This window comes from Burkholderia sp. IDO3, from assembly GCF_003366075.1.
Taxonomy (GTDB): Bacteria; Pseudomonadota; Gammaproteobacteria; order Burkholderiales; family Burkholderiaceae; genus Burkholderia; species Burkholderia anthina.
The window spans coordinates 1,307,029-1,333,991 of record NZ_CP028963.1 but is presented as its reverse complement, the minus strand read 5'-3'; the positions used below and the strand labels follow the sequence as shown (position 1 = coordinate 1,333,991).

Here is a 26,963-nt window from a genome sequence, read left to right as displayed (position 1 = left end):
ATGGGTGACGGAAGGCGCGCGCGCCGGCGGCGAGCCGGTGCGGCAACGGAAACCATCGTACGGCACGCACGCCATGCTTTCCAATACCATCGAATGGCGTTTGCTATGCTCTTTAGGCATACCCTATCAATCGGAACCGGAGTCCGCGCCGCATGCGCCAGATCGAACTGCGTCACCTGCGTTATTTCGTGGCGGTCGCGCAAGCCGGCAGCGTGATGGCCGGCGCCCGAGCGGCCGGCATCGTCCAGCCGGCGCTGTCGCGTCAGATCCGCGAACTCGAGGAAGCGATCGGCACGCCGCTGCTGATCCGCCGCGCGACCGGCGTTACGCTCACGGCGGCCGGCGCGAGCTTCCTGCAGGACGCGACGGCCCTGCTCGCGACGTTGCAGGACAGCCGCGAACGCGCGTTGCGCAGCGCGGCCGGCCAGCTCGGCGAACTGCGGCTCGGCGCGCTGCCGAACTGCCTGCCGCTGCCGATCGTCGCGGACGTGCTGAAAGCGTTTCGCGACGCATGCCCGGACGTGAAACTGTCGATCGCGCCGATGCTGTCGGCCGAGCAGGCGGCGGCGCTGACGCGCGGCCAGCTCGACGGCGGCATCATGGCGTGGCGTCGCGACGAGGCACCGCACCTGTCGGGCGTGCGGCTGCTGAGCGACCGCTTCGTGCTCGCGATGCCCGCGCCGCCCGGCGAGCACCTTGACGCACCGCGCACGCTGGCCGACGTCGCACACGAGCCGTTCGTGTGGTTCGACGCGCAACGCTCCGCGGCGCACCACCGGTTCCTGATGGCGCAATGCGAGCGGGCCGGCTTCACGCCGCGCATCGCCCAGGTCGGCAGCGACATCCCGACGCTGATCGGCCTCGTCGCGGCCGGCATGGGCTGCGCGTTCGTGCCGGAAAGCGCGGCGCCGACGTGTCCGCACACCGTTCGGCTCGTCGCGCTCGACGAACTCGCAAGCCGCTTCGACATCGAGTTCGTGTTCGACGGCGCGCCGGCGTCGCCTTCTCCGGTCGTCGCGCGGTTCGTCGAAGCCGTGCGCGAAGCGACCGGTTACGCGGACTGACCGGCGAAACCGCGGGATCGGCAGCCGCACCATCCGCGGCGGATCCACCCGCCGCGTTCGCCATCGCGACGCCCTAAACTGCGGCGCAAATTCACGAAAAACCTTTCATATCGATGACAAATCAGGGTGCCGCGTCAGTATTTTTAAATTGACACCAAAAACGGCCGTTTAACGGCATTTCGAATTGTTATGGAGCGAAATATACTGCGCGCGCATCCAACCCTCGTGCCAAAGAGAGGATGCTTTTCCGCCCCGGTCACGGTCCCCCTGTGACCGGGGTTTTTTTGCTTTCGAGCCGCGCCGGCGACAGGTTCGCGACGACGATGCCGCACGCCCGCGTCGCGAAATGACGGTCGTGCGCGCATGTCGGCCGATCGCTTCGTCGCGGCCGCCGAGCGCCGTCCGCGTCGCTTCGGAACGCAGCCGCACACCCGGCCGTGCACGTCGAACCCGGGCGTTCCGCTACACCCGGCAGCCTCGTTGCTCCGGCGACGGACTCCATTCGAACGGCACGGATTCACTCGCGCGCCCAGTCGTCGATCGCGTGCAAATCGCCGGAAGCCCCGCCCTGCGGGCCGGGTGCGCACGCCGACCGAGCCTGCATTGTTGACATGAAATCAAGATAATTTCGTCCGCATGCGGCTTTTTCCACAAAAGTAATGCAGGCACACTTCAGCCTGTCCACAACGGCCCGATGCCGTTGCCCAACGCTTACAGGAGCACTTCGCGTGAACACCACGACTTCTTCTCCTTCCCGCCCGGGCGGCAACGCCGCGCTGCCGCTGCTGGCGCTCGCCGCCGGTGCGTTCGGCATCGGCACGACCGAGTTCTCGCCGATGGGCCTGCTGCCCGTGATCGCCGACGGCGTGCACGTGTCGATTCCGAAGGCCGGCATGCTGATCAGCGCATATGCGATCGGCGTGATGGTCGGCGCGCCGCTGATGACGCTGCTGCTCGCGCGCTGGTCGCGCCGCTCGGCGCTGATCGCGCTGATGTCGATCTTCACGATCGGCAACCTGCTGTCGGCCGTCGCGCCGGACTACACGACGCTGCTGCTCGCCCGGCTCGTCACGAGCCTGAACCACGGCGCGTTCTTCGGGCTCGGCTCGGTGGTCGCGGCAAGCCTCGTGCCGCGCGAGAAGCAGGCCAGCGCCGTCGCGACGATGTTCATGGGCCTCACGATCGCGAACGTCGGCGGCGTGCCGGCCGCGACGTGGCTCGGCCAGATCATCGGCTGGCGCATGTCGTTCGCGGCAACCGCGGGCCTCGGCCTCGTCGCGATCGCCGGCCTGTTCGCCGCGCTGCCGAAGGGCGAAGCCGGCAGGATGCCCAACCTGCGTGCCGAGCTGTCGGTGCTGACGCGCCCCGTCGTGCTCGGCGCGCTCGCCACCACGGTGCTCGGCGCCGGCGCGATGTTCACGCTGTATACGTACGTCGCCCCGACGCTCGAACACCTGACGGGCGCCACGCCCGGTTTCGTGACCGCGATGCTCGTGCTGATCGGCGTCGGCTTCTCGATCGGCAATATCGCCGGCGGCCGCCTGGCCGACCGCTCGCTCGACGGCACGCTGGCCGGTTTCCTGCTGCTGCTGATCGCGACGATGGCCGCGTTCCCGCTGCTCGCCGGCACGCATGCCGGCGCCGCGATCACGCTGCTGGTCTGGGGTGTCGCGACGTTCGCTGTGGTCCCGCCGCTGCAGATGCGCGTGATGCGTGCCGCACACGAAGCACCGGGCCTTGCATCGGCCGTGAACATCGGCGCGTTCAACCTCGGCAACGCGCTCGGCGCGGCAGCCGGCGGCGCGGCAATCTCGGCCGGCTTCAGCTACGCGGCGGTGCCGGTCGTCGGCGGGCTGATCGCCGCGGCAGGGCTCGCGGTCGTCGCCCTGCAGGTCGCTCAGCGCCGCCGCGCGCCGGCCGCCGCGAATTCCTGAACGCGATCTGGCCGGTCCCGCGAATCGCGCGGGCAAACCGGACTCGACGCATGCATTTCGATGGCCGCGGATGGCCGCATCATGCGGCCATTTTTTCGTCCTTGAAACGCGCCATCGTTTTCACGACGTTGTCGCTCGCCCTGTCGATCGGCCTTTCGTCTCCCGTCGCAGATACGGCCGCCCGTTCGAATCGCATCGCGACTGCCGGACGAACGCGGCCGGGCACGCGCGCTCGACGGGGCGATGTCACCGCGTGAACGCACGAACGCGGAAGCAGCAAGCGCCGGCCTGCAACGCCCGGCGCCCGATGCGGCACCGGTCAGAACCGATGCACGATGCCGAGCTGCACACCACGCGCATTCGCGCCCGGATAGGCAAGCGGCAGCCCCGGATTCGCCGCGCCGGCGAGCGTGTACCCTGCCTGGTTCCGGTTGCGAAGGTACGACAGCGCGCCATAAAAGCTCGTGCGCTTCGACAGGTCGTATTCGTACATCAGCCCGAACTGGTCCGCATGGTCGCCCTGCGACGTCTGGTCGTGCAGGTATGCATAGCCGAGCGCGACGTAGTTCGCCGGATTGAGCTGATACTTGACCGACAACCCGTACACGCGCGAATCGATCCCGAGGTCGTCCCACTTCACCGCCGAGAAGCCGCCGTACACGGTCGCCTTGCCGATCTCGTACGAGGCACCGGCCATGATCGTGCGATCGGTCGTGGTCGCCGTCGTGTTCTTCAGCCACTGCCCCGCGACGAACGCCGCGAACGGTCCGTGCTCGTAGGTCACGTCGAACTGCTGGCTGGAGCCCGCGGAGCGCACGCCGCCCGCGTCGCCGAAACCGAAGTACAGCCCGGCCTGGAACCCGGCGATCTCGGGGCTCTGGTACGACAGCGTATTGCTCGTGCGGAACGAGAACACGGTCAGGTTGTCCATGCCGGACGCCTGCGTGACGCCGCCGAATGCATCCTGCCCGCCCTGGTCGTTGAACAGCGGCGAATTCTGGCGGCCCGCGCGCACCTTGCCCCACTGCCCCGCGATGCCGACCCACGCCTGCCGGTTGAACATGCTGCCCGAGCTCGCGAGCGAACCGTCGTTCGGGTTGAAGCCGTTCTCGAGCGCGAACTCGATCTTCTGCCCGCCGCCGATGTCCTCGCCGCCCTTCACGCCGAACCGGCTGCCCCACTGGCCGCCGGAGCCGATCGCTGCCGTATAGCCGTTGCCGGTGTTCACGTACTGCGCGAATTCGTCGATCACGCCGTACAGCGTGACGCCATCCTGCGCGCAGGCAACGCCCGAACCGGCGACGCATGCCGCCGCAACCGCGATGCGAAGGCCGGCATGCACCGGCCGCGCGCGGGAACGAGTTCCTCGTGCGTTCATTTTCTTAGTCATACTATTCAATGGAAGGAGAATGGCACGACGCCGGGCACGGTGGTCTTGCCGTGCCGGCATCGCGGAAAATCAAGTGGGAGTACGGTGCGGCCCGTCGCGCAAAACCGGGCGAAGGGCCGCTCGGGCCGGCTGCACGCCGGCCCGGCGGGCGACGCGATGCGTCAGTGCTGGATTTCGCCGCGTTCGAGCGGCAGGATCAGGCGCTCGGGGATGCTGCGACGCGATGCGCGCGCGCCGATGTAATACAGCACGGCCGGCACGATGAGGCCGAGAATCCACGAGATGTCGGTGCCGCCGAGCGCATCGACGAGCGGGCCCGTATAGATGTGCGTCGACATGAACGGCAGTTGCACCAGGACGCCGACCACGTAGATCGTGATCGCCATCACGTTCCAGCGGCCGTAGCGGCCGTCCGGATCGGACAGCGCCGGCACGTCGTAGCGCGAGCGCGTGAAGCAGTAGTAGTCGACGAGGTTGATCGCGCTCCACGGCGTGAAGAACGCGAGCAGGAACAGGATGAACGCGGTGAATTCCTTCAGGAACGAATGGCGGCCGGCGAGCGCGATCAGCGTCGACACGCAGATCATCCCGACGATGTACACCAGACGGCTGCGCGACGACACCGCGCCCTTGCCGCGAAAGCCGCTGACGATCGTCGCCATCGACATGAAGCTGCCGTACGCGTTGAGCGCGGTCACCGTCACCTTGCCGAATGCGATGCTGAAGTACAGCAGCGCGGCCACGGCGCCCGTCGAGCCGAGGCCGACGATATACGACACCTCGTGGTGCGCGAACTGGCTGCCGGCGAGCGCGGCCGCGAACACGCCGAACACCATCGCGGCCTGCGCGCCGATCACCGAGCCGAGGCCGACCGCGCAAAACGTGGCGACCGACGACGTCGAACGCGGCAGGTAGCGCGAATAGTCGGCGACGTACGGGCCGAACGCGATCTGCCACGACGCGGACAGCGACATCGACAGCAGGAAGCTCGCGAGCGAGAAGTGCTTGTTCGCGAGCAGCGCGCCGACGTCGTGATTCGCGAACAGCTGCGCGAACATGTAGACGAACGCGACGATGCCGATCACGCTCGCGATCCGGCCGACGAAGTGGATCGCACGGTAGCCGAACACGGTCAGCACGACGATCACGGCCGCGAACAGCAGGATGCCGACCGCGTCGTCGACGTGCAGCAACTGCGCGACGGCCTGCCCGGCGAGCACCGAGCCGCTGGCGGAAAAGCCGATGTACATCAGGCACACGAGCACGATCGGGATCATCGCGCCGTACACGCCGAACTGCACGCGGCTCGAGATCATCTGCGGCAGCCCGAGCTGCGGACCTTGCGCACCGTGCAGCGCCATCACCGCGCCGCCGACGAACTGGCCGAGCAGCAGCGCGACCAGCGACCAGAACACGTCGCCGCCGAGCACGACCGCCAGTGCGCCCGTGACGATGGCGGTGATCTGCATGTTCGCCGACAGCCACAGCGTGAACTGGCTCAGCAGGCCGCCGTGGCGTTCGGTGTCAGGGATGAAATCGATCGAGCGAACCTCGATCAGGCCGCCGGCTTTTCCACTGGAATTCGTTGACACGGGTAAATCTCCAAGATACTGAGGACCACAAATGGTTTGGACGAGACTGGAACGTGCCGAGCCGCCCTTTCGGCTCTTCGCATGCGGTGCGCCGTGGATCGCCGGCATGCGCCACGCACGCACGGTCAGCACGCTGGCGCGCAACCGGCACGACGTGTGCCGACATTGCCAGCGGATGATCTTGTATATACAACTTGCGTGATATCGGTGATTACCCGATATCGGCAAGTTTTCGAAATCGTCCGAATAATCAGGACTGATCCGACCTTGGCAGCCGTAAGTTGAGCGTTTTAAAAATGAAAGGTCCGGCACTGGACAGTGGTGCCGGATTTGAAGCGCGCGACGGATGCGGCGTAGCGGGACGAGACCGGAATGCAGCAGTCGTGCGCATGCGCGGCGCGTGCAGCGCGCGCGCGTTATCCGATCGAATCGCGTGTGCGCGGCGCGATCCGCGGCGTCGGGATTGCATCGCCGGGAACGGCACGGCGGCAGATCGGATCGTTCGTCGGTCGATGAGCGTGCTTGCCGTCATCGCGCATCGCGACGGCGCGACGCGTGCAGACAGATCAGTTCCAGCGCGATCGTCACGCCGGCCAGCGACGTGATTTCCGCGTGATCGTATGGCGGCGACACTTCGACCACATCCATCCCGACCAGATCGATGCCGTTCAGATGGCGCAGGATTTCGAGCGCCTGATGGCTCGACAGCCCGCCCGAAACCGGCGTACCGGTGCCCGGCGCGAACGCCGGATCGAGACAGTCGATGTCGAACGTCAGGTAGACGGGATGATCGCCGACGCGCTCGCGAATGCGCGCGGCGACCGCCGCCGGTGTCGACGCATGCACGCTGCGCGCATCCTGGATGTCGAATCCCATCGGTTCGTCGTTGGTCGTGCGAATGCCGATCTGCGCCGAGCGTTCGGGCGCGACCCATCCTTCGCGCGCCGCGTGATAGAACATCGTGCCGTGATCGATGCGCTTGACGTCGCGATCGGGCCACGTGTCGGTATGCGCATCGAAGTGCACCAGCGACAGCGGGCCGTGCACCTTCGCATGCGCCTTCAGCAGCGGATACGTGATGAAGTGATCGCCGCCGAGCGTCAGCATCGCGCAGCCGCGCGACAGGATCGCATCCGCGTGCCGCTCGATCGCGCCCGGCACCGACTCGGGCTGCCCCAGATCGAACGCGCAGTCGCCATAGTCGACCGCGGCCAGCACGTCGAACGGATCGAAGTCCCACGGCCACGGACGCTCCCACGCAATGCCGGTCGACGCGATGCGCAGCCCGCGCGGGCCGAAGCGCGTGCCGGGCCGGTGCGACGCGGCCGAATCGAACGGCACGCCGGTGATCGCGAGATCGACACCGTCGAGATCGCGGCTGAAGCGCCGGCGCATGAAGCTCGTCGCCCCCGCGAAGCTGGGTTCGGCCTGCGTGCCGTAAAGGCTGTCGCGCGTGAACGCGAGATCGTTCTGGCTCATCGTCGGATTCCTGTCGGGTGGAGATGCCGGTCGCACGCGCGGCGACCCGATGCCGATTCTGCCGCGATCGCTTTCGACGAAAAATATGAACTAACATAAGCCGACTTCACAAAACGCGATGTATCGCCATGCTGACCCGCTTGAGAGACATGGATGTGCAGTTGCTGCGGCTCTTCGTCACGATCGTCGAGAGCGGCGGCTTCAGCGCGGCGCAAGGCACGCTCGGGATGGCGCCGTCGACCATCAGCACGCAGATGGCCAAGCTCGAGACGCGCGTCGGCTTCCGGTTGTGCGAGCGCGGCAAGCGCGGCTTCCGGCTGACGCCGAAGGGCGAACGCGTGCTGCAATCGACGCGGCGCCTGCTGCACGCGATGGACGTATTCACGCGCGATACGCAGCACGTGTCGGGCACGTTGCTCGGCGAGCTGCGCATCGGGTTGTCCGAACGGCTCGCGCCGGACATCGTCGAATCGCTCGCAACGGCCGTCGGCCGCTTTCGCGAACATGCGCCGGACGTGTTGATCGAGATGCTGGCAGTGGCGCCCGACGAACTGGAGCGCAAGCTGCTGAAGGGCGAGCTGCAGCTGGCGGTCGGCTACTTCTCCGGGCACCAGGCCGGCCTGCACTACGCGCCGCTGTTCGTCGAACCGCAGTCGCTCTATTGCGGCGCCCGGCATCCGCTCGCCGCGAAAAAGACCGTGTCGATGAACGATGTCGCGCAGGCAAGCAACGTCGCGCGGCTCTACAAGACGCACACGGCCGGTGCGGCGCTGCGCAACGCGCAGCCGACCGCGTTCTCCGAAAACGTCGATGCCGACGTGATCTTCATCCTGTCGGGCGCGCACATCGGCTTCCTGCCGGACCATGTCGCGGCGCCGTGGGTCGCGGCCGGCAAGATGCGCAAGCTGCTCGCGAGCAGGCTGAGCCACACGGTCGAATTCCAGCTCGCGACGCCGAGGAACAGCGACGGCGGCGAAGCACTGGACGCGTTTGCCGATGCGCTCGCGGAACAGTTCGGGTTGCTCGACGGTTTCGCGCGCGGATAGCCGGCGCGGCAACGTCAGCCGTGCGCCGCCTGCCGCGGAAACTCAGACGAGCCGGTCCGACGCGACGACGTGTACGCCCGGCCGCGCATCGAGCGCGGCGTCGAGCAACGCGCGGGCGATCCGCGACGCGGGATTCACGCGCCATTTCATCGGCAGCACGGGGCCGGCAATGCTCAACGCAAGGACGAACAACCGTTCGCCGAACCTGAATTCGTCGCGGCTGCCGCCGATCAGGCCGGGCCGCACGCAGGTGAGCGACGCGAATCCGACGCCCGCGAGCGCACGCTCGACTTCGCCCTTCACGCGGTTGTAGAAGATGCGCGACGCCGGATCCGCGCCGAGCGCGGAATTCAGCACGTAGGCCGGCGTGCCGTGCCGGTGCGCGAGACGCGCCACCGCGAGCGGGTAGTCGTGATCGACACGCCGGAACGCAGCCTGCGAACCCGCGGTGCGCATCGTGGTGCCGAGCGTGCAGATCACCGCGTCGGCCTGCCACCAGTCGGCCGCCTCGGGCAGATCGTCGAAATCGACTTCCAGCGCCTGCATCTTTGGATGCGGCGACAACGGCCGGCGTGCGACGACGACGACCTGGTCCACGCGCGCATCGGCGAGCGCGATGTCGAGGACGTGGCGCCCGACGAGTCCGGTCGCGCCGACGAGCAACAGTTTCATGTCAGGTTTTCCGTATGAAGCTCGCGCAGGTTCGCCGTGAGCGACAGCCGCGCGCGCCCGGCAGTCCGCTGCCGCGTCGCCCCGCCCGTTTGCGGCCGATGATTCAGGCGGGATATCGACACGATGAACGGTTCGCGCGGGAGGGTCAACACCGGCCCGCGGCCTCCGCTATGCGCCGGTTCCCGCCTGCCGCGACACGCTCGGCGCGATGCCCGTCCAGCGCTTGTACGCCTGCGAGAACGACGACATGTCGCTGAACCCCAGCGCCTGCGCGATCTCCTTGATCGACAGCCGCCCTTCGGCAACCAGCGCCTGCGCGCGCGCCTTGCGCACGGTGTTCGAGATGTCGCGAAAGCATGCGCCCTCCTCCTGAAGCCGGCGCTTCAGCGTGCGCTCGCTCGTGTTGAGCAGCGTCGCGATGTCCTTCAGTTGCGGCGGCCGGTCGAACGGCCGCGTGGCCAGATATTCGTTCAGGAACGACACGAGATCGACGCGGGTGCGCCGGCGCGCGATCAGCTCCGCGCACATCCGCTCGCACATCGCGGCAGTCGCGGCATTCGCCTGCGGCAACGGTCGTTCGAGATGCGCATGCGCGAACGTGATCGCGTTGGCCGGCCGACCGGACCGGACCCGCGTGCCGAGCACCTGCGGCACGCCCGGCTCGGCGTCGTATGCGAGATCGAACGTCGCGAGTTCGAACGCGCCGCCGATCACGTCGCGCAGCACGCGACAGGTGGCGCCCATCGCGCGTTCGACGAAGAAGCGCTGCAGCGGCGCGGACAGTTCCGGCGCCGCGTCGAACGCGATCCCATCGTGCCGCCCGGCTCGGCGGTAGGTCATCCCGACGAACGTGTAGGTCAGCGCCAGATAGCGCCCCGCCAGCGCGACGGCGTCCATCCCGGTCGCGCTGCTGAGCAGCCCGTACCCGAGCAGTCCGTAAGCGGACAACTGGTACGACAGACCCACCTTCAGGCCGACGCCCGGCTCGTCGCCGGCCTGCGCGAGCAGGTTCGACGCCACCGCCAGCTCCTGCGCCGCCAGCACCGTGAAGTCCGGATCGGCAAGCTGCTTCAGCGTGAGTTGCGAGCCTTTCAGCAAGGCCGCCGGCGCGATTCCGCGGTCGCGGCCGAACGCGATCATCAGCAGGACCGAAGCCGGGCTGCGGGCAAAGTTCCAGACGTTCATCGGCCGCCTCGCGACATGTGTTGGCCTAGATTCTAAAGCGGTTGGCCCGCGCCAGCATGGCCGTCGCGCGGCCGCCGGATCATGATGGGATGCATCGAAACCGCCGTTTCAACCCAATCGACCGGAGTCCGCCGCCATGTCCAAGACCTATGCAGACCAGCCCGTCTGGCGCGCCATGCAAAGCTTCCTGCCGCCCGACTTCCAGTGGGCGGCCGACCGCCAGCCGCATGAGGAATGGTGGCGCTGGCACGGTCATCGCCTGCATCTCGACACGTATCGCGATCCTCAGGCGAAAGTGAAGGTGATCCTGTTCCATGGCGTCGGCACCAACGGTCGGCAGATGTCGATGATCGTCGGCGAGCAGCTCGCGCGCCGCGGCTACGAGACGATCGCGGTCGACATGCCCGAGTACGGGATGACCGAAGTCGAGCGCGGCGCACTGGTGCGCTACGACGACTGGGTGCGCGCCGGCAGCGACCTGATCGACGCGGAGCGCGCGAAGGACGATCGTCCGGTCGTGCTCTACGGGTTGAGCGCGGGCGGCATGCTGACCTACCACGTCGCCGCGCTGAACGGCAAAGTCGACGGCATCGTCGGGATGACGTTCCTCGACCAGCGTCTTCAGCAGGTGCGCGACGAAACCGCGCGCAACCTGTTCATGAGCCGCGTCGGCGGCCCGATGACGCACTTCACCGCGAAGACGCCGCTGCGCGCGATGCGCATTCCGATGTCGCTCGCGAGCAAGATGCACGCGCTCGTGAACCGCGACGACGCGCTGAAGGTCTGGCTGTCGGACCGGACTTCGGCCGGCAACGCGATGACGATGGCCTTTCTCGATTCGTACATGTCGTATCGGCCGGTGGTCGAGCCGGAGGATTTCCGCGTCTGCCCGATCCTGCTCACGCAGCCGGCCGCGGACCGCTGGACGCCGCGACACCTGAGCGAGCCGTTCCTCGCGCGCATCCGCAACGTGCCGGTCAAGGTCGTGATGCTGGACAACGCTGGCCACTATCCGCTCGAACAGCCGGGGCTCGCGCAGATGGTCGATGCGATCGACGCGTTCTATCGGGATGTGACGGCACGGCCTGCCGGCGCGCGGGCGCTTTCGTAAACGGGAAACCTGCGTCGATGCATCGGTCGGCGCGATCCGGTTTCGACGGGTAACTCGCGCCGGCCGCCGGCCGGCGCCGTCGATGACGGGTACGGCCGGCGGCGCATCGCGCCGGTCACAGCATCACGTTGATGACCTTCTTCTCGACGTAGCTGACCATTTCCTCGATCCCCTCCTCCCGGTCGACGCCGCTGTTCTTGAAGCCGCCCCACGGCACGCCGAGAAAGTGCGTGTTGCTGCCGTTGACGAACACGCTGCCCGCGCGGATGCGACGCGCGGTGTTGAGCGCCTGCCGGATATCGTTGGTCCAGATCGCGGCCGACAGCCCGTATTCGGTGTCGTTGGCCATCGCGACCACGTCGTCGACATCGCGCCATCGCGCGACCGACAGAATCGGCCCGAAGACTTCCTCGCGCCACAGCCGCATCGCCGGCGTGACGTCGGCATAGACGGTCGGCTCGACCCAGAAGCCTTTTTCGAACGCGCGCCCGGGCGGGCGGCGGCCGCCCGCCATCAGCCGCGCGCCGTGCGTCTGCGCCGGATCGAGAAAGCTCATCACGTGCTCGTAGCTCTTGCGCGAGTTGATCGGGCCCATGCCCGTGTCGGGCGACATCGGATCGCCGACGCGGATCGCGGCCACGCGCTCGACGACACGCGCGAGCACGTCGTCGTAAATGTCGTCGTGCACCAGAAGCCGCGAATTCGATCCGCACGACTGGCCCTGCCACGAGAAATTCATTCCGCGCACCGCACTTTCGGCGGCCGCGTCCGGATCCGCGTCCGGAAACACGATCATCGGATTCTTGCCGCCGAGCTCGAGCGTCACGTGCTTGACGCCGACCTCCGCCGCGCTGCGCTGAATCGCGCGCCCGGTCGGCACGGACCCGATCAGCGCGAGACGCTTCACGTCCGGATGGCGCACCAGCGCATCGCCGACCTCGGCGCCCGTGCCGTTGACGATGTTGAACACGCCGGCCGGCAACGTGTCGCGCGCGATTTCGCCGAGCACAAGCACGGACAGCGGCGACGTTTCGGGCGGCTTCACCACGACCGTATTGCCGGTCACGAGCGCCGATGCCGTGCGCGCCGCGGAAAACATCGCCGGGTGATTGAACGCCGCGATCCGGCCGACGACGCCGTACGGTTCGTACACGGTCATGTGCAGGTGGCGGCCGGTGGCCGGGATCGTCTCGCCGTGCAGCCCGTGCACGAGCCCCGCGTAGTAGCGCAGGCCGCGCACCGTCTCGTGCATGCTCGCGAGCGTCGGCGCGTAGGTGTTGCCCGAATCGAGCACCTCGATGCGCGACAGCTCCTCCGCGCGTTCGAGCAGGCGCTCGCCGAACCCGCGCAGCAGTTCGCCGCGCTCCTCGCCGGTGCGCTCGGCCCAGGCCGGCCACGCGCGCTGCGCGGCGTCCACGGCCCGCGCGACGTCCTTGCGCGAACCGGCCGGCGCGCGGCCGATCGCTTCCTCGGTGGCCGGGTTGATCGACGTCGCCCACTCGCCGGTCTCGCTGTCGACCAGTTCGCCGTCGATCAGCAAACGGCCGGTTATAAACTGCTCGCTCATACTCGTCTCCTCGATGATTCCATCGCCGGTCAGCGCGCGTCGCCGCGCTGCACGCGGCGTTTCCACAGCGCCCACGGGCGCTCGACCTGCGTTTCGATGTTCGCGCACGCGGTCGCGGCTTCCTGCTCGCTGAGATAGACCACGTCGCCCAGTTGCAGCGCCTCGATCTGCATGCGCGCATTGACTTCCGCGTAGACCGCGCGATACACGGCCTGCTTGAGCGTCGGCGCGACCACCGTCGAACCGTGGCCGCGCATCAGCACGAACGCCGCGCCGCCGAGCCGCTGCGCGAGCGCCGCGCCGAGCGCGTTGTCGCGCACGAGCAGGTCCGTCGCATCGCCCGCGGTATCGCGAATCTCGAACACGGGCGTCCCCGCGCCGAGGAATCCGCTCATGTGGCACACGGGCCGCAGCGGCGTACGCTTCGTGATGCTGAACGGCAGCACGGTCGGCGAATGGCTGTGCACGATCGCCTGCACGTCGGGACGCGCCTTGTAGATCTCGCCGTGGATGAAGCGCTCCAGATAGACGGCGCGTCCGCCGGCATTGACCGGCACGCCGTCCAGCGTGAATTCGACGATGTCGTCCATGCCGACGGTGCCCGGCGCCATGTTGCGCGCCAGCAGGAAGCGCCGCGGATCCTTGTCGTGACGGACGCTGACATGGCCGAAGGCGTCGACGATGCCCTGGTCGAACAGGATGCGGTTCGCGCAGACGAGGTCCTCGACGAGCGCGGTTTCCGGCGCATCGGCGAGACGCCCGGCATCGTCCGCATAGGCGGCGGCGCCGGATGGAAGCTGAAGAGTGCACATGGGTCGGCCTGTTTTCGGGTTGACGGGCGGTGCGCGCGTCCGCATCGCATCCCATCGCGATGCGGACGTCAGGCACCCAGCCAGCTTAGAATCGGCCCGACCATAGGTCTATTAGCTATTGATCGCCGAACAGATAGCCAATCGACTATGAGTTCGATCCATCCGCTTCCGCGCCAGGCGACGCGGCGTCGAGAATGAACTGCACGAGTTCCGCCTGGAACGCCGAGAAGCGCTTGTCGTCGCGATGCACGAGATAGATCGGCACCTTCATCGACAGATCGGCGCGATCGAGCACGACCAGCTCGCGCCGCTCGACCTCGGCACGCACCGCCGACGCGAACATGAAGCTCACGCCGAGGTTCTCGCGCACCGCGTGTTTCATCGCTTCCGGGTGCCCGAGCTCCATCACGACCTTGCGCTGCTCGAGGCCGCGCTCGCGCAGCAGCGCCTCCTCGAGCTCGCGGCGCGGCTGGTTGCGCGGCGTGCTCACGAACGGCACGCGGCGCAGGTCGAGATCCCGGGCCGGCTGCGCGGCCCACGGGCTCGATGCGCCGCACACGAGCAGCAGTTCGTCCTCCCACACGGGAAGGGTCGTCAGCCCGTCGAGATCCTGATTGGCCGCGATCAGGATGACCGCGAAATCGCAGCCGCCCACGCGGGTCGCATCGACAGCCGCCTGCGGCGTCAGGATCTGCACGGTCACGAGCCCGTCGGGCTGCCGCCGGTAGAAATCCGCGAACAGCGGCGGCAATGCGTACGAACCGATCGACATCGACGTCGCGACGACCGCGTTGCCCATCTCGCCCTGTTCGAGACCGGCGAGCTCGCGCTCGACCTCGCGCGTGCGCGTGATGACCTCGGTCGCCCACCGATAGATGCGCTCGCCGGCTTCGGTGAGTGCGATGTTGCGGCCGGCGCGCTTCACGAGCGCATAGCCAAGCCGCTTCTCCATGCTGCGCACGTGCGCGGTCACGACCGGCTGCGCGATGCACAGCCGGTCGGCCGCACGCGTGACGCTGCCGAGCTCGACCACCGTGCAGAACACCTCGAGCTTCTGAAAAGTGAGATACGAATCGAATCCGCGCACGGTTCCCTCGTCCATAGCCATTCGGGTATCGAATGGCCCGGCAATACGTATTGGAAGATATGTTTCAGGTTACGCACAATCGAATGAACCCACAACCGAGAGGCCTGCGTTCAGGCCCACCTGGAGACATCATGGTTCGTTCGACGCCCGTTCCGGCCGGTCGCCGCGCCCCGCGTTCGCGGGTTGCGCCGGCCCGCCCTGCCGCCACGCGCCGTGAGGTGCGGCGATGAAAACCGCTACGTACGACTACGTGATCGTCGGCGCCGGCTCCGCCGGCTGCGCACTCGCCTACCGGCTCGGCGAGGATCCGAACGTCCGCATCCTCGTCATCGAAGCCGGCGAGCAGGATCGCTCGCCGTACATCAAGGTGCCGCTGACGTGGGGCCAGATTCTGAAGAACCGTCTCTTCGACTGGGGCTATTTCACCGAGCCCGAAGCCGGCATGGACGGCCGCCGGATCGAGTGCGCGCGCGGCAAGGTGGTGGGCGGCTCGTCGTCGATCAACGGCATGGCCTACGCACGCGGCGCGCGGGAAGATTACGACGGCTGGGCCGACGAGTTCGGCTTGACCGACTGGTCCTACGACGCCGTGCTGCCGTACTTCAAGCGCTCCGAATCGTGGGAGCGCGGCGAATCGGCGTTGCGCGGCGGTCGCGGCCCGCTGACCGTGACCCGGCTCGACTATCGCGACCCGCTGATCGGCGGCTTCCTCGACGCGACGCGTGCATGCGGCTATCCGGAGAACGACGACTACAACGGCGCATCCGTCGAAGGCTTCGGGCCGATGCAGGCCACCATCCGCAACGGCCTTCGCTGCAGCGCGGCGGTCGCCTATCTGCGCCCGGCGCTCGCGCGCGGCAACGTCACGCTCGTGACCGGGGCGCTCGCGAAACGAATCGTGCTCGACACCGACAGGGGTGCGCCGCGCGCCACCGCGATCGAGTATCGCCGCGGCGAATCCGATTACCTCGCCGAGGCGCGCCGCGAAGTCATCCTCTGCGGCGGCGTGATCAATTCGCCGCAACTGCTGATGCTCTCCGGCATCGGCGCCGCCGACAGCCTGCGCGTACACGGCATCGCGCCGAAAGTCGCATTGCCCGGCGTGGGAGCCAACCTCCATGACCACATCGTGTTCGACCTGCGCTGGAGCCGCAAGGAACCGGGGCCGCTGCACCGGATGATGCGCGCCGACCGCATCGCGTTCGACGTCGCGCGCACGTTTGCCGGCGGCAACGGCTTCTCGAGCAAGATCCCCGCCGCCGCGCTCGGACTGGTCCGCAGCCAGCCGCACCTGCCGCTGCCGGACGTTCAACTGATTCTCGCGGCCGGCGCGATGAATGCCGCGCCGTACTTCGAGCCGTTCAAGCGCGCGTATGCCGACTCGTTCGCGATCAAGGGCATTTTCCTCACGCCCGAAAGCCGCGGGCGCGTGTCGTTGAAGTCGGCCGATCCGGCCGAGCATGCGCGGATCGAGCAAAACTTCCTCGCCACCGGGAACGATCGCACCGCAGTTCGGGAAATGTTCCGGCGCATGCGGGAAATCGGCGCACAGGCCGGGCTGCGCCCCTTTATCGGCGAAGAGATAGCGCCGGGCGCGCAGGTTCAAAGCGATGCAGACGTCGACGCATTCATTCGACGCGTCGCGATCACCCTGCATCACCCGGTCGGCACTTGCCGCATGGGCCGTGACGACGATCCGGCGGCCGTGGTCGATACGCAGATGCGCGTGCGTGGCGTGGCCGGACTGCGGGTGGTCGACGGATCGGCCATCCCGCGCATCATCCGCGGGCCGACCAACGCGCTGATCATGACGATGGCCGAACGCGCAGCGGATTTCATGACCGGCAAAGCCGTACCCGCGGCGCAAGCCCCGGTTCGCGCCACGGCACCGATGTAGACGGTCGCGCCCGGGGTCTCGCGCCAGGCCCCGATTCGATTCATTCCGACCATTCAGGAGACACCGATGACCCATTCCTGCGGGCACGCGCATCGTCATGCGCACATCACGAACGCCGCGCCGCATGCCTTCTCCCTCGCGCTCGGCAACGTCGAAATCATCCGGCTGTACGACACGACGCTGCTCGGCGAAACCGCGCAAAGCTGGCTGCCTGATTTCGACCGCGCGCGCGTGGCCGAGCACGAACACTGGCTCGCGCCGACGCACTACGATCCCGAAAGCGGCCGCATCCCGATGCCCGTGCACAGCTGGATCGTACGGACCGGCCGGCATACGGTGCTGATCGACAGTTGTATCGGCAACCACAAGGAGCGGCCGGGACTGCCGGAGATGCACCGCCTGTCGACGCGCTATCTCGACCGGATGCGCGCGCTCGGCATCCAGCCCGAGGAAATCGACTACGTGATGTGCAGCCATCTTCACGCCGATCACGTCGGCTGGAACACGCAGCGCGTCAACGGCGTCTGGGTGCCGACCTTTCCGAACGCGCGATATGTGATCTCGCAGGTCGAGCACGATCATCTGGTCCGTGCGATCCGCGGCGAGGGCCCCGCGGGGCCGGCGTGGTTCGGCCCGATGTACGACGACAGCGTGCTGCCCGTGATCGAGGCCGGCCAGGCCACGATGTTCGACGATACCTACGAACTCGACGACACGTTCCTGATCCGCCACGCACCGGGCCATTCGCCGGGGCACGTGCGCATCGAACTGACGTCGCGGGGCGCGCGCGGCGTGTTCAGCGGCGACATGCTGCACTCGCCGATCCAGATTCCGTTCTGGCAATGGAGCAGCAAGGTCTGCGACGACCGTCCGCTCGCCGCGAAAAGCCGCTTCGAGTTGCTCGCGCATTGCGTCGAGCACAGCGCGCTGCTGCTGCCCGGTCATTTCGAGGCCCCGCACGCGGGGCATATCGTCGATACGGCCGGCACGTTCGGCATCGAATTCCTGCGCTGACGCAGCGCGCGCGACAGCCATGGCTGGCCGAGCCTGCCGTTCGGTTCGACGGAATTCCGCGGGTCGCCGAGGGCTTCGGAATGCGCGAACGGCAGGCAAAAGGACGGACGCGCGATCGCGCACGGCCCGTCGTCACCCCGCGATTCAGGTGTGCTGGAACGGCGCTGCGGCCACCGCGACAACGGCCGGCATGCAGACGGCTCAGGCCTGCCCGATGTCGAGCCGGATAATCCGGCCGGCACCGTCGACCTGGAACTTGAAGTACGTGCGGAACGTGCCCCAGCGATCCGAATGAAACTCGCCGTAGACGTCGAGCCCGTCGTTGTCGACGCGATCGATCGTCGTGAAGCGCTCGGCCCCGATCGCGTCACGGTTGAATGCGTGAAGGTCGCGCGGCCTGCCGTCGTCATACAGCGTCGCATCGGGCGCGAACAGCGCGGCCCATGCCGCGCCGTCGCCTTGCTGGAGCGCGTCGATCGCGCGCCGCACGACCGGATGATGGAGTACGTCGGTGTTCATGGTGTCTATCCTCGACGAAAGAAGCCCGCCCTCGGCCTGCGCCGACCCACGATGGGCCGGCGACGCGTGCCGCCTTCTGCCGGCCGCCCCGCGCGTTACGCATTCGCTTTCGGCTGCAGCAGGTCGGACAGGCCGACGCGATGCAACATCTCCGCACGCACGCGGTCGAGCACCGCGAAACCGACGGCCGCGCCGTCCTGCGTCGGATCGATGTGAACGCGGAACGGACGCTTACCGAACGGCATGCCCACGATGTCGACGATCGCGCGGGCCACCTCGCTCGCATCCGCATCGGCCGGCACGATGTCCGCAAACGCCTTCAGCACCTGGTCGCCGAACCCCGCATACGGCCCCGCATCGTATTCGGCCGCACGCGCCTTGTCGGCCGGCGCGCCCGCATGCGCGAAATGGTTGGTGCCGCCCGTGAATGCGCCCGGCACGACGATCGACGTCTCGATGCCCCAGCGCGACAGTTCGCGCGCATACTGCACAGCGATCGCATCCATCGCGGCCTTCGCCGCGAAATACGGCGCCAGGTACGGCGGCGTCCCGCCCGCCGAGCTACTGCTGGACACCCACAGCAGCAGGCCCTGACCGCTTTTCCGCATATGCGGCAACACGGTGCGGTTCATGCGCTGCGTGCTCAGCACGTTCACGTCGTACAGATACGCGTACTGCTCCGGCGTAAACGCTTCGGCGGGACCGAACACCATGTGCCCCGCGTTGTGCACCAGCACGTCGATGCGGCCGACCTCGGCGATCACGCTGGCGACGCCGGAATCGACGGAATCCTGCGACTGCACGTCGATCTCGACCGTGCGCAGATCGACGCCCCGCGCTTTCGAATACGCAGCCATCTGTGCGACGACCGGCGCATTGCGTCCGGCCGTGTCGCGCATCGACGCGAACACGATGTGGCCGGCCGCCGCCAGCGCTTCGGCGGTCAGGCGGCCGAAGCCGCTCGACGCGCCGGTGATGAGAATGATCTTGCCCATGACGATGCTCCTTGATTGACGACTGTGATTCCTCGATACGAACCATGCGGACTCGAACCCTCCCGTCATTGCGCAGCCAGCGCGCCGCTTCGCGCAGCGGATTGAGCTTCTCCTTCAGGTTGATGGCGATCTGCATGTCGAACATGCCTTGCCACGGCAGCCGGAGCGTCGGCGTCCGCCCACGATTCGATTTACGACAACGCGCGCATTTCCATTTAGTACACCGATACTATTCGTCCGGATTCGTTCCGGATGATCCGGGTGCCCGCTCAGTCGCGCCGCGTCGATCGCCGCACGGGTTCCCATGCCCGGATATCGCGCCCGATCGATTCGGCGCGGCCGAGCATCGTCCTCACCGCGTCGGCGCCGAGTGCGCGCCCTCCGCAAGCAGCCGTTGCGCCAGTTCGCGGCCAGGACCGGACGACACGCCGATGACCAAGGCTACCTTGTCTGTCATCGATACAGTGCCCATTCGAAAACCCTGGATCACTCGGTGGAGATGTTGGGATGAATCGAGTGTAGCCGAGCCTGTCGCGCGAATGAACGGGGGGTGCAGAGATGAACTATCCACGATTGACTAACAATCGGTTCATTCATGGTCGCGCTCCACCCGCACCGGTTCTTTCAGGATTGCGTACCGGGAAATTGACAATCCGGTAGCCGGCCGCAACGGCGCGTCACGATCGCGTGCGTCCTGTCCACCACGGCCCGGCGGCACTTTGGCGTGACGCCGGGAGAATTCGGGAGGCACACGAAACACCGGCATCGCATCATTCCGGAGATCGGATGAAGGTCACTACCGTCGGCACGATGAAGAAAAAACCGCCAATGCGCACATTGCACATCGGCGGTTCCGTTTCAGCAGCCCTGTACGTCACACATGCAGCGCATGCCCGAGCGCACGCAGCGCCGCCTCCTGCATCGCTTCGCCGAGCGTCGGATGCGCATGGATCGTGCCGCCGACGTCTTCGAGCCGCGCCCCCATCTCGATGGACTGCGAGAACGCCGCAGCCAGCTCCGACACGCCGCGCCCGACCGCCTGCCAGCCGACGATCAGGTGATCGTCGCGCCGCGCGACGACGCGCACGAAACCGTCGGTCGCCTGCAGCGTCATCGCGCGCCCGTTCGCCGCGAACGGGAACGATGCGCTGATACAGTCGACGCCTGCCGCCTTCGCGTCGTCGGGCGACCAGCCGGACGTGACGACCTCCGGATCGGTGAAGCACACGGCCGGGATCGACGCGGGCACGAACTTGCGGCGGCGCCCCGCGATCAGCTCGGCCACCATCTCGCCCTGCGCCATCGCACGATGCGCGAGCATCGGCTCGCCCGCGACGTCGCCGATCGCCCACACGTTGCGCATCGATGTCCTGCATTCGTCGTCGATGCGTAGCGCGCGGCCGTTGCGATCGAGCGGCAACGATTCGAGCCCGAAGCCGTCGACGCGCGGCCGGCGCCCGACCGCGACCAGCACGCGGTCGGCCGGCAGCGTCTTCTCCGTGCCGTCGGGCGCCTGCACGCGGACCGCGCCGTCGTTCGCGAGACCCAGCACCTTGTGACCCGGCCACAGTCCGACGCCGAGCCGCGCGAGCGAATCGGCGACCGGCTTCGCGAGTTCCGCGTCATACGCGGGCAACACGCGCTCCGCGGCTTCGACGATGCTCACCTCGACGCCGAGCTTGCGATAGACGATCCCGAGTTCGAGCCCGATGTAGCCCGCGCCGACGACGACCAGCCGCTTCGGCAACGACGCAGGCGACAGCGCTTCGGTGGACGACACGACATGCCCGCCGAACGGCATCGGCGGCAGCGCGACCGGTTCCGAGCCGGTCGCGAGCAACAAGTGCTCGCAGGCGATCCGCGTCGTCTCGCCGCCGGTGACGACGTCGACCGTCTTGCCGTCGATCACGCGCGCGTCGCCGTGCAGCACGCGCACGCCGTGCTTCTTCAGCAACGCGCCGACGCCGCGCGTGAGCCGTTCGACGATGCCGTCCTTCCATGCGACGCTTTTCGCGATGTCGATCTCCGGCGTGCGCACGCGAATCCCGAGCGCCCCTTCGCCGGCCTGCCCGCACGCCTGCTCGAACGCGTCGGCGACGTGGATCAGCGCCTTCGACGGAATGCAGCCGATGTTCAGGCACGTGCCGCCGAGCCGTTCCCGCTCGACGAGCACCGTCGGAATGCCGAGCTGCCCCGCGCGAATCGCGGCGACGTAACCGCCCGGACCCCCGCCGATCACGAGCAACGTGGTGTGTTCGTTCTTCATCGCGCTCACTCCACGAACAGCAGCGCCGGGCGTTCGAGCAACCCGCGCACGGCCTGGATGAATTCGGCCGCATCCGCGCCGTCGACGACGCGATGATCGAACGACGACGACAGATTCATCATCTTGCGCGCGACGATCGCGCCGTCGCGGATCATCGGCCGCTCGACCATCCGGTTCACGCCGACGATGCCGACTTCGGGATGGTTGATGACCGGCGTCGAGACGATGCCGCCGAGTGCGCCGAGGCTCGAGATCGTGATCGTCGATCCGCCAAGCTCGTCGCGCTGCGCACGGTTCGTGCGGACCGCGTCGGCCAGCCGCGCGATTTCGGCCGAGATCGACCACACGTCGCGCGCTTCCGCATGACGCAGCACCGGCACCGTGAGGCCGCCGTCCGTCTGCGTCGCGACGCCCATGTGCACCGCGCCGTAACGCGTGACGACACCGGCTTCGTCGTCGTAGCGCGCGTTGATCTGCGGGAAGTCGCGCAACGCGACCACCATCGCGCGGATCAGCAGCGGCAGCGGCGTGAGCCGGCCGCGCGTGTCGCCGTAGCGGCGGTTCAACTCCGTGCGCAGCGCTTCGAGCTCGGTGACGTCGATCTCCTCGACGTAGCTGAAGTGCGGGATGCGGCGCTTCGCTTCCTGCATCTTGCGCGCGATCGCGCGCCGCAGGCCGATCACCGGCACGTCGGTTTCGTCGTTGCGCTCGTCGTAGCCGTGCGCCTGCGACGCACGCGCCGTACCGCCGCCCGTGCGCGCATACGCATCGAGATCCGCATGCAGGATCCGCCCGGCTTCGCCGGTGCCGCGCACATAGCGCAGCTCGATGCCCATGTCCCATGCGCGCTGGCGTACCGCCGGCGACGCGAGCGGCCGCTCGCCGGGCGCGCGTGCGGCACGCGGCGACGCGGCAGGTTCGGCGCGTCGCGGCTCGGCCGACGTGCGGTGCGCGGCGTGAGGCGCCGCGTTCGACACCGCCGGTGCGCCGGAGGCCGCGGCTGCTTCCGATACTTCGGATGACCTGGCATGTCCATCGGCCGCTTCAGCTGCGGCCGGACGCGGCGTCGCATCCGTGCCGGCATCGCGCCCCTTCGCGCCCGGCTTCAGGTTGCCGTCGCCTTCGACCTCGAGACGAATCAGCTCGCTGCCGACCGCCATCATCTCGCCGATTCGGCCGCCGAGTTCCAGCACCTTGCCCGCGACCGGCGACGGAATTTCCACCGCCGCCTTGTCGGTCATCACGTCGGCGAGCGGCTGGTCTTCCGCGATCGTCTGCCCCGGTTGCACGTGCCAGGCCACCAGCTCGACCTCGGCAATCCCTTCGCCGATATCCGGCATCTTGATGACATGAATCCCCATCTCAGGCCTCCATCACGCGTCGCAACGCTTCGCCAACCCGGGCCGGGCCGGGGAAATACGCCCACTCCTGCGCGTGCGGATACGGCGTGTCCCACCCCGTGGTGCGCTCGACCGGCGCTTCCAGGTGGTAGAAACAGTGCTCCTGCACGAGCGACACCAGCTCCGCGCCGTAGCCGCACGTCCGCGTCGCCTCGTGCACCACCACGCAGCGGCCGGTCTTGCGCACCGACGCGACGATCGTGTCGAGATCGACCGGCCACAGCGTGCGCAGGTCGATCACTTCCGCATCGATGCCGGTCTCCTCGGCGGCGGCCAGCGACACGTGAACGGTCGTGCCGTACGTCAGCACCGTCACGTCGTTGCCGGGCCGCACCACGGCCGCCGTATCGAGCGGCACCGTGTAATAGCCCTCCGGCACCGCGCTGCCCGGATGCTTGAGCCACGACATGGCCGGACGCTCGTGATGACCGTCGAACGGCCCGTTGTACAGCCGTTTCGGCTCGAGGAAGATCACCGGATCGTCGTTCTCGATCGATGCGATCAGGAGCCCCTTCGCGTCGTACGGATTCGACGGCATCACCGTGCGCAATCCGCAGACCTGCGTGAACATCGCCTCCGGGCTCTGGCTGTGCGTCTGGCCGCCGTAGATGCCGCCGCCGCACGGCATCCGGATCGTCATCGGCGCGGTGAACTGGCCGGCCGAGCGATAGCGCAGCCGCGCGCCTTCCGACACGATCTGGTCGGACGCCGGGTAGAAGTAGTCCGCGAACTGGATCTCGCAGACCGGCCGCAAGCCGTACGCGCCCATTCCGACCGCCGCGCCGACGATCCCGCCTTCCGAGATCGGCGCGTCGAACACGCGCGACTTGCCGTACTTCGCCTGCAATCCTTCGGTGCAGCGGAACACGCCGCCGAAGTAGCCCACGTCCTGCCCGAACACGACCACGTCGTCGTCGCGCCCGAGCATCACGTCCATCGCGGAGCGCAGCGCCTGGATCATCGTCATCGGCTGTGCGGCCGCCGTCGTTTCATGTTGCGCCATGATCACGCTCCCAGTTCCTGGCGCTGGCGGCGCAGGTGCGCGGGCAGCTCCTTGTACACGTCGTCGAACATCGACGCCGGCGACGGAATCCGGTCGTCGGCCAGCGTCCCGAATTTCTCCGCGTCCTTCTGCGCGGCGATCACTTCCGCTTCGAGCTCGGCCGTGAGCGCGTCGTGCGCGCTGTCCGACCAGATGCCCTTCGCGATCAGATGCTGCTTGAAACGCGCGATCGGATCGCCGAGCGGGAAATGGGTCCAGTCGTCCGCCGGCCGGTATTTGGTCGGATCGTCGGACGTCGAGTGCGCGCCCGCGCGATAGGTCACCCATTCGATCAGGGTCGGCCCGAGATTGCGGCGCGCGCGTTCGGCCGCCCAGGCCGATGCCGCGTAGATCGCGAGGAAGTCGTTGCCGTCGACGCGCAGCGAAGCGATCCCGCAGCCGACGCCGCGCCCGGCGAAGGTGGTGCCCTCGCCGCCCGCGATCGCCTGGAACGTCGAGATCGCCCACTGGTTGTTGACGACGTTCAGCACGACCGGCGCGCGATACACGTGCGCGAACGTCAGCGCGGTGTGGAAGTCGGCCTCGGCCGTCGCGCCGTCGCCGATCCATGCCGACGCGATCTTCGTGTCGCCCTTGATCGCCGACGCCATCGCCCAGCCGACCGCCTGGATGAACTGCGTCGCGAGGTTGCCGGAAATCGAGAAGAAGCCGGCTTCGCGGTCCGAATACATCACCGGAAGCTGGCGCCCTTTAAGCGGGTCGCCTTCGTTCGACATCAGCTGGCAGATCATCCGTTCGAGCGGCACGTCGCGCGCGATCAGGATGCTTTGCTGACGGTAGGTCGGGAAACACATGTCGCCGTGACGCAGCGCCATCGCATGCGCGGCGCCGATCGCCTCTTCGCCGAGGCTCAACATGTAGAACGAGATTTTCTTCTGACGCTGCGCGATCATCATGCGCGCGTCGAAGATGCGGGTTTTCAGCATCGCGCGCATCCCGGCGATCAGGCGCGCATCGTCGAGATCGGGGGCCCACGGGCCGACGGCTTCGCCGTGGTCGTCGAGCACGCGCACGAGGCTCCGTGCGAGATGGGCGGTATCCGCCGCGGCAACGTCGATCGGCGGGCGGCGGACCGCACCGGCCGGCGATAGATGCAGATAGGAAAAATCCGTCTTGCAGCCCGGACGCCCGGTGGGCTCCGGCACATGCAGACGCAATGGCTCTGACAGGCTCATCGTGTCGTCTCCACGCTCGATTGTGTCTCACGCTGATAGAAACGCGCGGCCGGTTGCCGGCTCACGCGCGGGCTGGCGCGCGGATAAGCACGCCAACCTTGGAAATCTATGCGTTGGCGCGCCGGACGTCGATGACCAAGCCGCTCGTTCGTGGTGAGCAGATTTGCCATGGCGCGGCGACAGATCGGCCGCCGCGCATCGCCGCGCGCCGCCCCGCCAGCCCCTCAAATGCACTAATCGCTCCGGTGCATTTGGATATCACGCGCAATCCGCGGCCTCCCTATACTGACTCGCGGGATATCGGCGGGTGTCGCGAACGCGATCCGGCCGTGTCCCGACGATCCGACAACCCCTTTGAACGACGAGGTCGATCATGTTCGAAAAAACGGAAGGCACGGCGCAGAAACTGGCCGGCAAGGCGCAGGAAGCAGTGGGCGACGTCGCGGGCGACACCGGCATGCAGCTCGAGGGAAAGGCGCGTCAGGTGGCCGGCAAGGTTCAGCAGTCCTATGGCGAAGCGCTCGATCAGGTCCGGGACGTGACCGCGAGCAACCCGCTTGCGACGCTGGCAACCGTCGCGGCGGTAAGCTTTCTCGTCGGCGCCCTGTGGTCGAAGCGCTGATCGGCGGCCGAAAGCCGGCCGGCGCACGCTGAAGTCAGCACGGGAGCATGCCATGACGTTGCTTTCACGAGTCAGGAAATGGCAAAACGTCGCGCAATTCTCGGCGTCGCGCCTGCCCGATTACGCCAGCCTGGCGGCGGTCGAATTCGATCTCGCGAAGCAGTCCTTTCTGCGCGATCTGATCCTGTATGCGCTGCTCGGCCTGAGCGTGACGTTCGGTCTGGCCTTCGTGTGCGTGGCGGCGATCGTCAGCGCCGCGCAAACGCCGTATCTGATCGAAACCGCGTGGGCGATCGCCGGCTTCTGGGTGCTCGTGTCCGTCGGCGCCTTCGTCGCGGTGCGCAGGCGCGACGAGCGCGGCACCTTCGCCACGCTGCTCGGCGAGTTGCAGCGCGACATCCAGGCCGTCAAAGAGAGTCTGTAATGAAACGACGCACGCCCGACGGTTCGCCGGAATCGCAACGCAGCGTTCTGCTGGCCCGCATGGCGGCCACGCGCGCCGAATTGTCCGCGTCGAACCATGTGCTCGAATTGACGCGGCAGCCGTCCGCGCGCGATCGTGGCGGCCATCCGGTCGTGAGACTGCCCGCGCTCGGCGGGGCGACCGGCGTCGCGATCGCGGTGGCGCTGGCCGGTCTGGCGGTTCTCGGGCCGCGACGGCTCGTGACGACCGCCGTTCGCGCCGGCCTGGCCGCGATGATCGGGCGCATGACGCGAGACATCGTGCAGAAGTAAGACGGACGCCCCGGCAAAACACCGCACGGATGCGCGGGCGCCCGTCTTGCCGCCGTCACTGCGAGGCGGCCGCCGCCGCGCTCGCCTCTTTCGCCTTCTTCGCCGCGTGGTGATGGCCGATCGCGCATCCCGCCGCCGCGCCGACCACGCCATGATGGCCCGCGACATGCCCCGCCACGCCGCCGACCGCCGCGCCCTTCAGGCATCCTGCCGCCTGGGCCGAAGCGGAAGCGGCCGACAACGCGATGCAAGTCACCATGATCGAGAGGAACTTCATACGACTTCTCCTTGAAAAAGAGAATCGCCCGCGCCGGCCGATCCCGCGCGACGGCGCATCC

General features: G+C 67.7%; 24 protein-coding genes. 9 read left to right on the top strand and 15 right to left on the bottom strand.

The window, feature by feature from the left end; translation table 11 throughout:
* Positions 1–152 precede the first annotated feature (152 nt).
* Entirely contained in the window at positions 153–1,064 is a 912-nt protein-coding gene (locus DCN14_RS20785; protein ID WP_096502828.1) for a LysR family transcriptional regulator, read from the top strand.
* A 728-nt stretch (positions 1,065–1,792) separates the two neighbouring features.
* On the top strand, positions 1,793–2,998 hold the full coding sequence (locus tag DCN14_RS20780) for an MFS transporter (protein ID WP_096502830.1): 1,206 nt from the start codon (positions 1,793–1,795) through the stop codon (positions 2,996–2,998).
* A 319-nt stretch (positions 2,999–3,317) separates the two neighbouring features.
* On the opposite strand, the gene DCN14_RS20775 is transcribed toward DCN14_RS20780, so the two are convergent.
* The 3 genes from DCN14_RS20775 to speB form a co-directional block, all read right to left on the bottom strand.
* Positions 3,318–4,388: a porin gene (locus DCN14_RS20775; protein WP_096502832.1), complete on the bottom strand. Its 1,071-nt coding sequence runs from the start codon at positions 4,386–4,388 to the stop codon at positions 3,318–3,320.
* 161 nt (positions 4,389–4,549) lie between these two features.
* The gene (locus tag DCN14_RS20770) at positions 4,550–5,980 is read right to left on the bottom strand and encodes a cytosine permease (protein ID WP_096502834.1); all 1,431 of its coding nucleotides are present in this window, start codon (positions 5,978–5,980) and stop codon (positions 4,550–4,552) included.
* Positions 5,981–6,508: 528 nt separating this feature from the next.
* Positions 6,509–7,459: an agmatinase gene (speB, locus tag DCN14_RS20760; RefSeq protein ID WP_096502836.1), complete on the bottom strand. Its 951-nt coding sequence runs from the start codon at positions 7,457–7,459 to the stop codon at positions 6,509–6,511.
* A 128-nt stretch (positions 7,460–7,587) separates the two neighbouring features.
* Here speB and DCN14_RS20755 point away from each other — a divergent pair, with 128 nt between their 5' ends.
* Entirely contained in the window at positions 7,588–8,505 is a 918-nt protein-coding gene (locus tag DCN14_RS20755; RefSeq protein ID WP_096502838.1) for a LysR family transcriptional regulator, read from the top strand.
* Between the two features lie 42 nt (positions 8,506–8,547).
* Here the strand turns inward: DCN14_RS20755 and DCN14_RS20750 are convergent, their stop codons facing one another.
* The gene (locus DCN14_RS20750) at positions 8,548–9,177 is read right to left on the bottom strand and encodes an NAD(P)H-binding protein (RefSeq protein ID WP_096502840.1); all 630 of its coding nucleotides are present in this window, start codon (positions 9,175–9,177) and stop codon (positions 8,548–8,550) included.
* Positions 9,178–9,345: 168 nt separating this feature from the next.
* Complete coding sequence (locus DCN14_RS20745) at positions 9,346–10,362, bottom strand: AraC family transcriptional regulator (RefSeq protein ID WP_096502842.1); 1,017 nt, start codon at positions 10,360–10,362, stop codon at positions 9,346–9,348.
* Between the two features lie 136 nt (positions 10,363–10,498).
* Here DCN14_RS20745 and DCN14_RS20740 point away from each other — a divergent pair, with 136 nt between their 5' ends.
* Positions 10,499–11,473, top strand: a complete 975-nt coding sequence (locus DCN14_RS20740) for an alpha/beta fold hydrolase (protein ID WP_096502844.1) — start codon at positions 10,499–10,501, stop codon at positions 11,471–11,473.
* A gap of 115 nt (positions 11,474–11,588) precedes the next feature.
* On the opposite strand, the gene DCN14_RS20735 is transcribed toward DCN14_RS20740, so the two are convergent.
* The 3 genes from DCN14_RS20735 to DCN14_RS20725 form a co-directional block, all read right to left on the bottom strand.
* Positions 11,589–13,040 (bottom strand): aldehyde dehydrogenase family protein, encoded by a 1,452-nt coding sequence (locus DCN14_RS20735; protein WP_096502978.1) that lies wholly within the window; start codon positions 13,038–13,040, stop codon positions 11,589–11,591.
* A 29-nt stretch (positions 13,041–13,069) separates the two neighbouring features.
* On the bottom strand, positions 13,070–13,852 hold the full coding sequence (locus DCN14_RS20730; protein WP_240327410.1) for a class II aldolase/adducin family protein: 783 nt from the start codon (positions 13,850–13,852) through the stop codon (positions 13,070–13,072).
* A gap of 145 nt (positions 13,853–13,997) precedes the next feature.
* Positions 13,998–14,954, bottom strand: coding sequence for a LysR family transcriptional regulator (locus DCN14_RS20725; protein WP_240327409.1), 957 nt, complete (start codon positions 14,952–14,954; stop codon positions 13,998–14,000).
* 211 nt (positions 14,955–15,165) lie between these two features.
* On the opposite strand from DCN14_RS20725, the gene DCN14_RS20720 reads away from it, so the two are divergent.
* On the top strand, positions 15,166–16,836 hold the full coding sequence (locus DCN14_RS20720) for a GMC family oxidoreductase N-terminal domain-containing protein (RefSeq protein WP_096502850.1): 1,671 nt from the start codon (positions 15,166–15,168) through the stop codon (positions 16,834–16,836).
* A gap of 66 nt (positions 16,837–16,902) precedes the next feature.
* Positions 16,903–17,850 (top strand): MBL fold metallo-hydrolase, encoded by a 948-nt coding sequence (locus DCN14_RS20715; protein ID WP_096502852.1) that lies wholly within the window; start codon positions 16,903–16,905, stop codon positions 17,848–17,850.
* Between the two features lie 201 nt (positions 17,851–18,051).
* Here the strand turns inward: DCN14_RS20715 and DCN14_RS20705 are convergent, their stop codons facing one another.
* The 6 genes from DCN14_RS20705 to DCN14_RS20680 all read right to left on the bottom strand — a co-directional run bounded on the left by DCN14_RS20705 (position 18,052) and on the right by DCN14_RS20680 (position 25,268).
* Positions 18,052–18,369, bottom strand: coding sequence for a nuclear transport factor 2 family protein (locus tag DCN14_RS20705; protein ID WP_096502854.1), 318 nt, complete (start codon positions 18,367–18,369; stop codon positions 18,052–18,054).
* Between the two features lie 95 nt (positions 18,370–18,464).
* Positions 18,465–19,364, bottom strand: a complete 900-nt coding sequence (locus DCN14_RS20700) for an SDR family NAD(P)-dependent oxidoreductase (protein ID WP_096502856.1) — start codon at positions 19,362–19,364, stop codon at positions 18,465–18,467.
* 874 nt (positions 19,365–20,238) lie between these two features.
* Entirely contained in the window at positions 20,239–21,630 is a 1,392-nt protein-coding gene (gene lpdA, locus DCN14_RS20695) for a dihydrolipoyl dehydrogenase (protein ID WP_096502858.1), read from the bottom strand.
* A gap of 5 nt (positions 21,631–21,635) precedes the next feature.
* Positions 21,636–22,991, bottom strand: coding sequence for a dihydrolipoamide acetyltransferase family protein (locus DCN14_RS20690; RefSeq protein WP_096502860.1), 1,356 nt, complete (start codon positions 22,989–22,991; stop codon positions 21,636–21,638).
* 1 nt (position 22,992) lies between these two features.
* The gene (locus DCN14_RS20685) at positions 22,993–24,033 is read right to left on the bottom strand and encodes an alpha-ketoacid dehydrogenase subunit beta (RefSeq protein ID WP_096502862.1); all 1,041 of its coding nucleotides are present in this window, start codon (positions 24,031–24,033) and stop codon (positions 22,993–22,995) included.
* Positions 24,034–24,035: 2 nt separating this feature from the next.
* Positions 24,036–25,268 carry a 3-methyl-2-oxobutanoate dehydrogenase (2-methylpropanoyl-transferring) subunit alpha gene (locus tag DCN14_RS20680; protein WP_096502864.1) on the bottom strand — a complete coding sequence of 411 codons (1,233 nt, stop codon included), beginning with the start codon at positions 25,266–25,268 and terminating at the stop codon, positions 24,036–24,038.
* Between the two features lie 373 nt (positions 25,269–25,641).
* On the opposite strand from DCN14_RS20680, the gene DCN14_RS20675 reads away from it, so the two are divergent.
* Genes DCN14_RS20675 through DCN14_RS20665 form a run of 3 tightly spaced genes read left to right on the top strand, consistent with a single transcriptional unit; the run spans position 25,642 to position 26,625 of the window.
* Positions 25,642–25,890 (top strand): CsbD family protein, encoded by a 249-nt coding sequence (locus DCN14_RS20675; RefSeq protein ID WP_096502866.1) that lies wholly within the window; start codon positions 25,642–25,644, stop codon positions 25,888–25,890.
* 52 nt (positions 25,891–25,942) lie between these two features.
* Positions 25,943–26,314: a phage holin family protein gene (locus DCN14_RS20670; protein ID WP_096502868.1), complete on the top strand. Its 372-nt coding sequence runs from the start codon at positions 25,943–25,945 to the stop codon at positions 26,312–26,314.
* Positions 26,314–26,625 carry a hypothetical protein gene (locus DCN14_RS20665; protein ID WP_096502870.1) on the top strand — a complete coding sequence of 104 codons (312 nt, stop codon included), beginning with the start codon at positions 26,314–26,316 and terminating at the stop codon, positions 26,623–26,625. Before DCN14_RS20670 ends, DCN14_RS20665 begins: the two co-directional genes overlap by 1 nt.
* 55 nt (positions 26,626–26,680) lie before the next feature.
* Here DCN14_RS20665 and DCN14_RS20660 read toward each other — a convergent pair whose 3' ends face one another.
* On the bottom strand, positions 26,681–26,902 hold the full coding sequence (locus DCN14_RS20660; protein ID WP_096502872.1) for a hypothetical protein: 222 nt from the start codon (positions 26,900–26,902) through the stop codon (positions 26,681–26,683).
* Positions 26,903–26,963: the final 61 nt, after the last annotated feature.

Excerpts from the sequence above, each read along its gene's own strand:
- DCN14_RS20785 (WP_096502828.1), top strand. The coding sequence starts at position 153 with ATGCGCCAGATCGAACTGCGTCACCTGCGTTATTTCGTGGCGGTCGCG.
- DCN14_RS20730 (WP_240327410.1), bottom strand. The coding sequence starts at position 13,852 with ATGTGCACTCTTCAGCTTCCATCCGGCGCCGCCGCCTATGCGGACGAT.
- DCN14_RS20670 (WP_096502868.1), top strand. The coding sequence starts at position 25,943 with ATGACGTTGCTTTCACGAGTCAGGAAATGGCAAAACGTCGCGCAATTC.
- lpdA (WP_096502858.1), bottom strand. The coding sequence starts at position 21,630 with ATGAAGAACGAACACACCACGTTGCTCGTGATCGGCGGGGGTCCGGGC.
- DCN14_RS20690 (WP_096502860.1), bottom strand. The coding sequence starts at position 22,991 with ATGGGGATTCATGTCATCAAGATGCCGGATATCGGCGAAGGGATTGCC.
- DCN14_RS20755 (WP_096502838.1), top strand. The coding sequence starts at position 7,588 with ATGCTGACCCGCTTGAGAGACATGGATGTGCAGTTGCTGCGGCTCTTC.
- DCN14_RS20715 (WP_096502852.1), top strand. The coding sequence starts at position 16,903 with ATGACCCATTCCTGCGGGCACGCGCATCGTCATGCGCACATCACGAAC.
- DCN14_RS20750 (WP_096502840.1), bottom strand. The coding sequence starts at position 9,177 with ATGAAACTGTTGCTCGTCGGCGCGACCGGACTCGTCGGGCGCCACGTC.
- speB (WP_096502836.1), bottom strand. The coding sequence starts at position 7,459 with ATGAGCCAGAACGATCTCGCGTTCACGCGCGACAGCCTTTACGGCACG.
- DCN14_RS20685 (WP_096502862.1), bottom strand. The coding sequence starts at position 24,033 with ATGGCGCAACATGAAACGACGGCGGCCGCACAGCCGATGACGATGATC.
- DCN14_RS20725 (WP_240327409.1), bottom strand. The coding sequence starts at position 14,954 with ATGGACGAGGGAACCGTGCGCGGATTCGATTCGTATCTCACTTTTCAG.
- DCN14_RS20705 (WP_096502854.1), bottom strand. The coding sequence starts at position 18,369 with ATGAACACCGACGTACTCCATCATCCGGTCGTGCGGCGCGCGATCGAC.
- DCN14_RS20680 (WP_096502864.1), bottom strand. The coding sequence starts at position 25,268 with ATGAGCCTGTCAGAGCCATTGCGTCTGCATGTGCCGGAGCCCACCGGG.
- DCN14_RS20720 (WP_096502850.1), top strand. The coding sequence starts at position 15,166 with ATGAAAACCGCTACGTACGACTACGTGATCGTCGGCGCCGGCTCCGCC.
- DCN14_RS20775 (WP_096502832.1), bottom strand. The coding sequence starts at position 4,388 with ATGACTAAGAAAATGAACGCACGAGGAACTCGTTCCCGCGCGCGGCCG.
- DCN14_RS20675 (WP_096502866.1), top strand. The coding sequence starts at position 25,642 with ATGTTCGAAAAAACGGAAGGCACGGCGCAGAAACTGGCCGGCAAGGCG.
- DCN14_RS20735 (WP_096502978.1), bottom strand. The coding sequence starts at position 13,040 with ATGAGCGAGCAGTTTATAACCGGCCGTTTGCTGATCGACGGCGAACTG.
- DCN14_RS20745 (WP_096502842.1), bottom strand. The coding sequence starts at position 10,362 with ATGAACGTCTGGAACTTTGCCCGCAGCCCGGCTTCGGTCCTGCTGATG.
- DCN14_RS20660 (WP_096502872.1), bottom strand. The coding sequence starts at position 26,902 with ATGAAGTTCCTCTCGATCATGGTGACTTGCATCGCGTTGTCGGCCGCT.
- DCN14_RS20665 (WP_096502870.1), top strand. The coding sequence starts at position 26,314 with ATGAAACGACGCACGCCCGACGGTTCGCCGGAATCGCAACGCAGCGTT.
- DCN14_RS20740 (WP_096502844.1), top strand. The coding sequence starts at position 10,499 with ATGTCCAAGACCTATGCAGACCAGCCCGTCTGGCGCGCCATGCAAAGC.
- DCN14_RS20700 (WP_096502856.1), bottom strand. The coding sequence starts at position 19,364 with ATGGGCAAGATCATTCTCATCACCGGCGCGTCGAGCGGCTTCGGCCGC.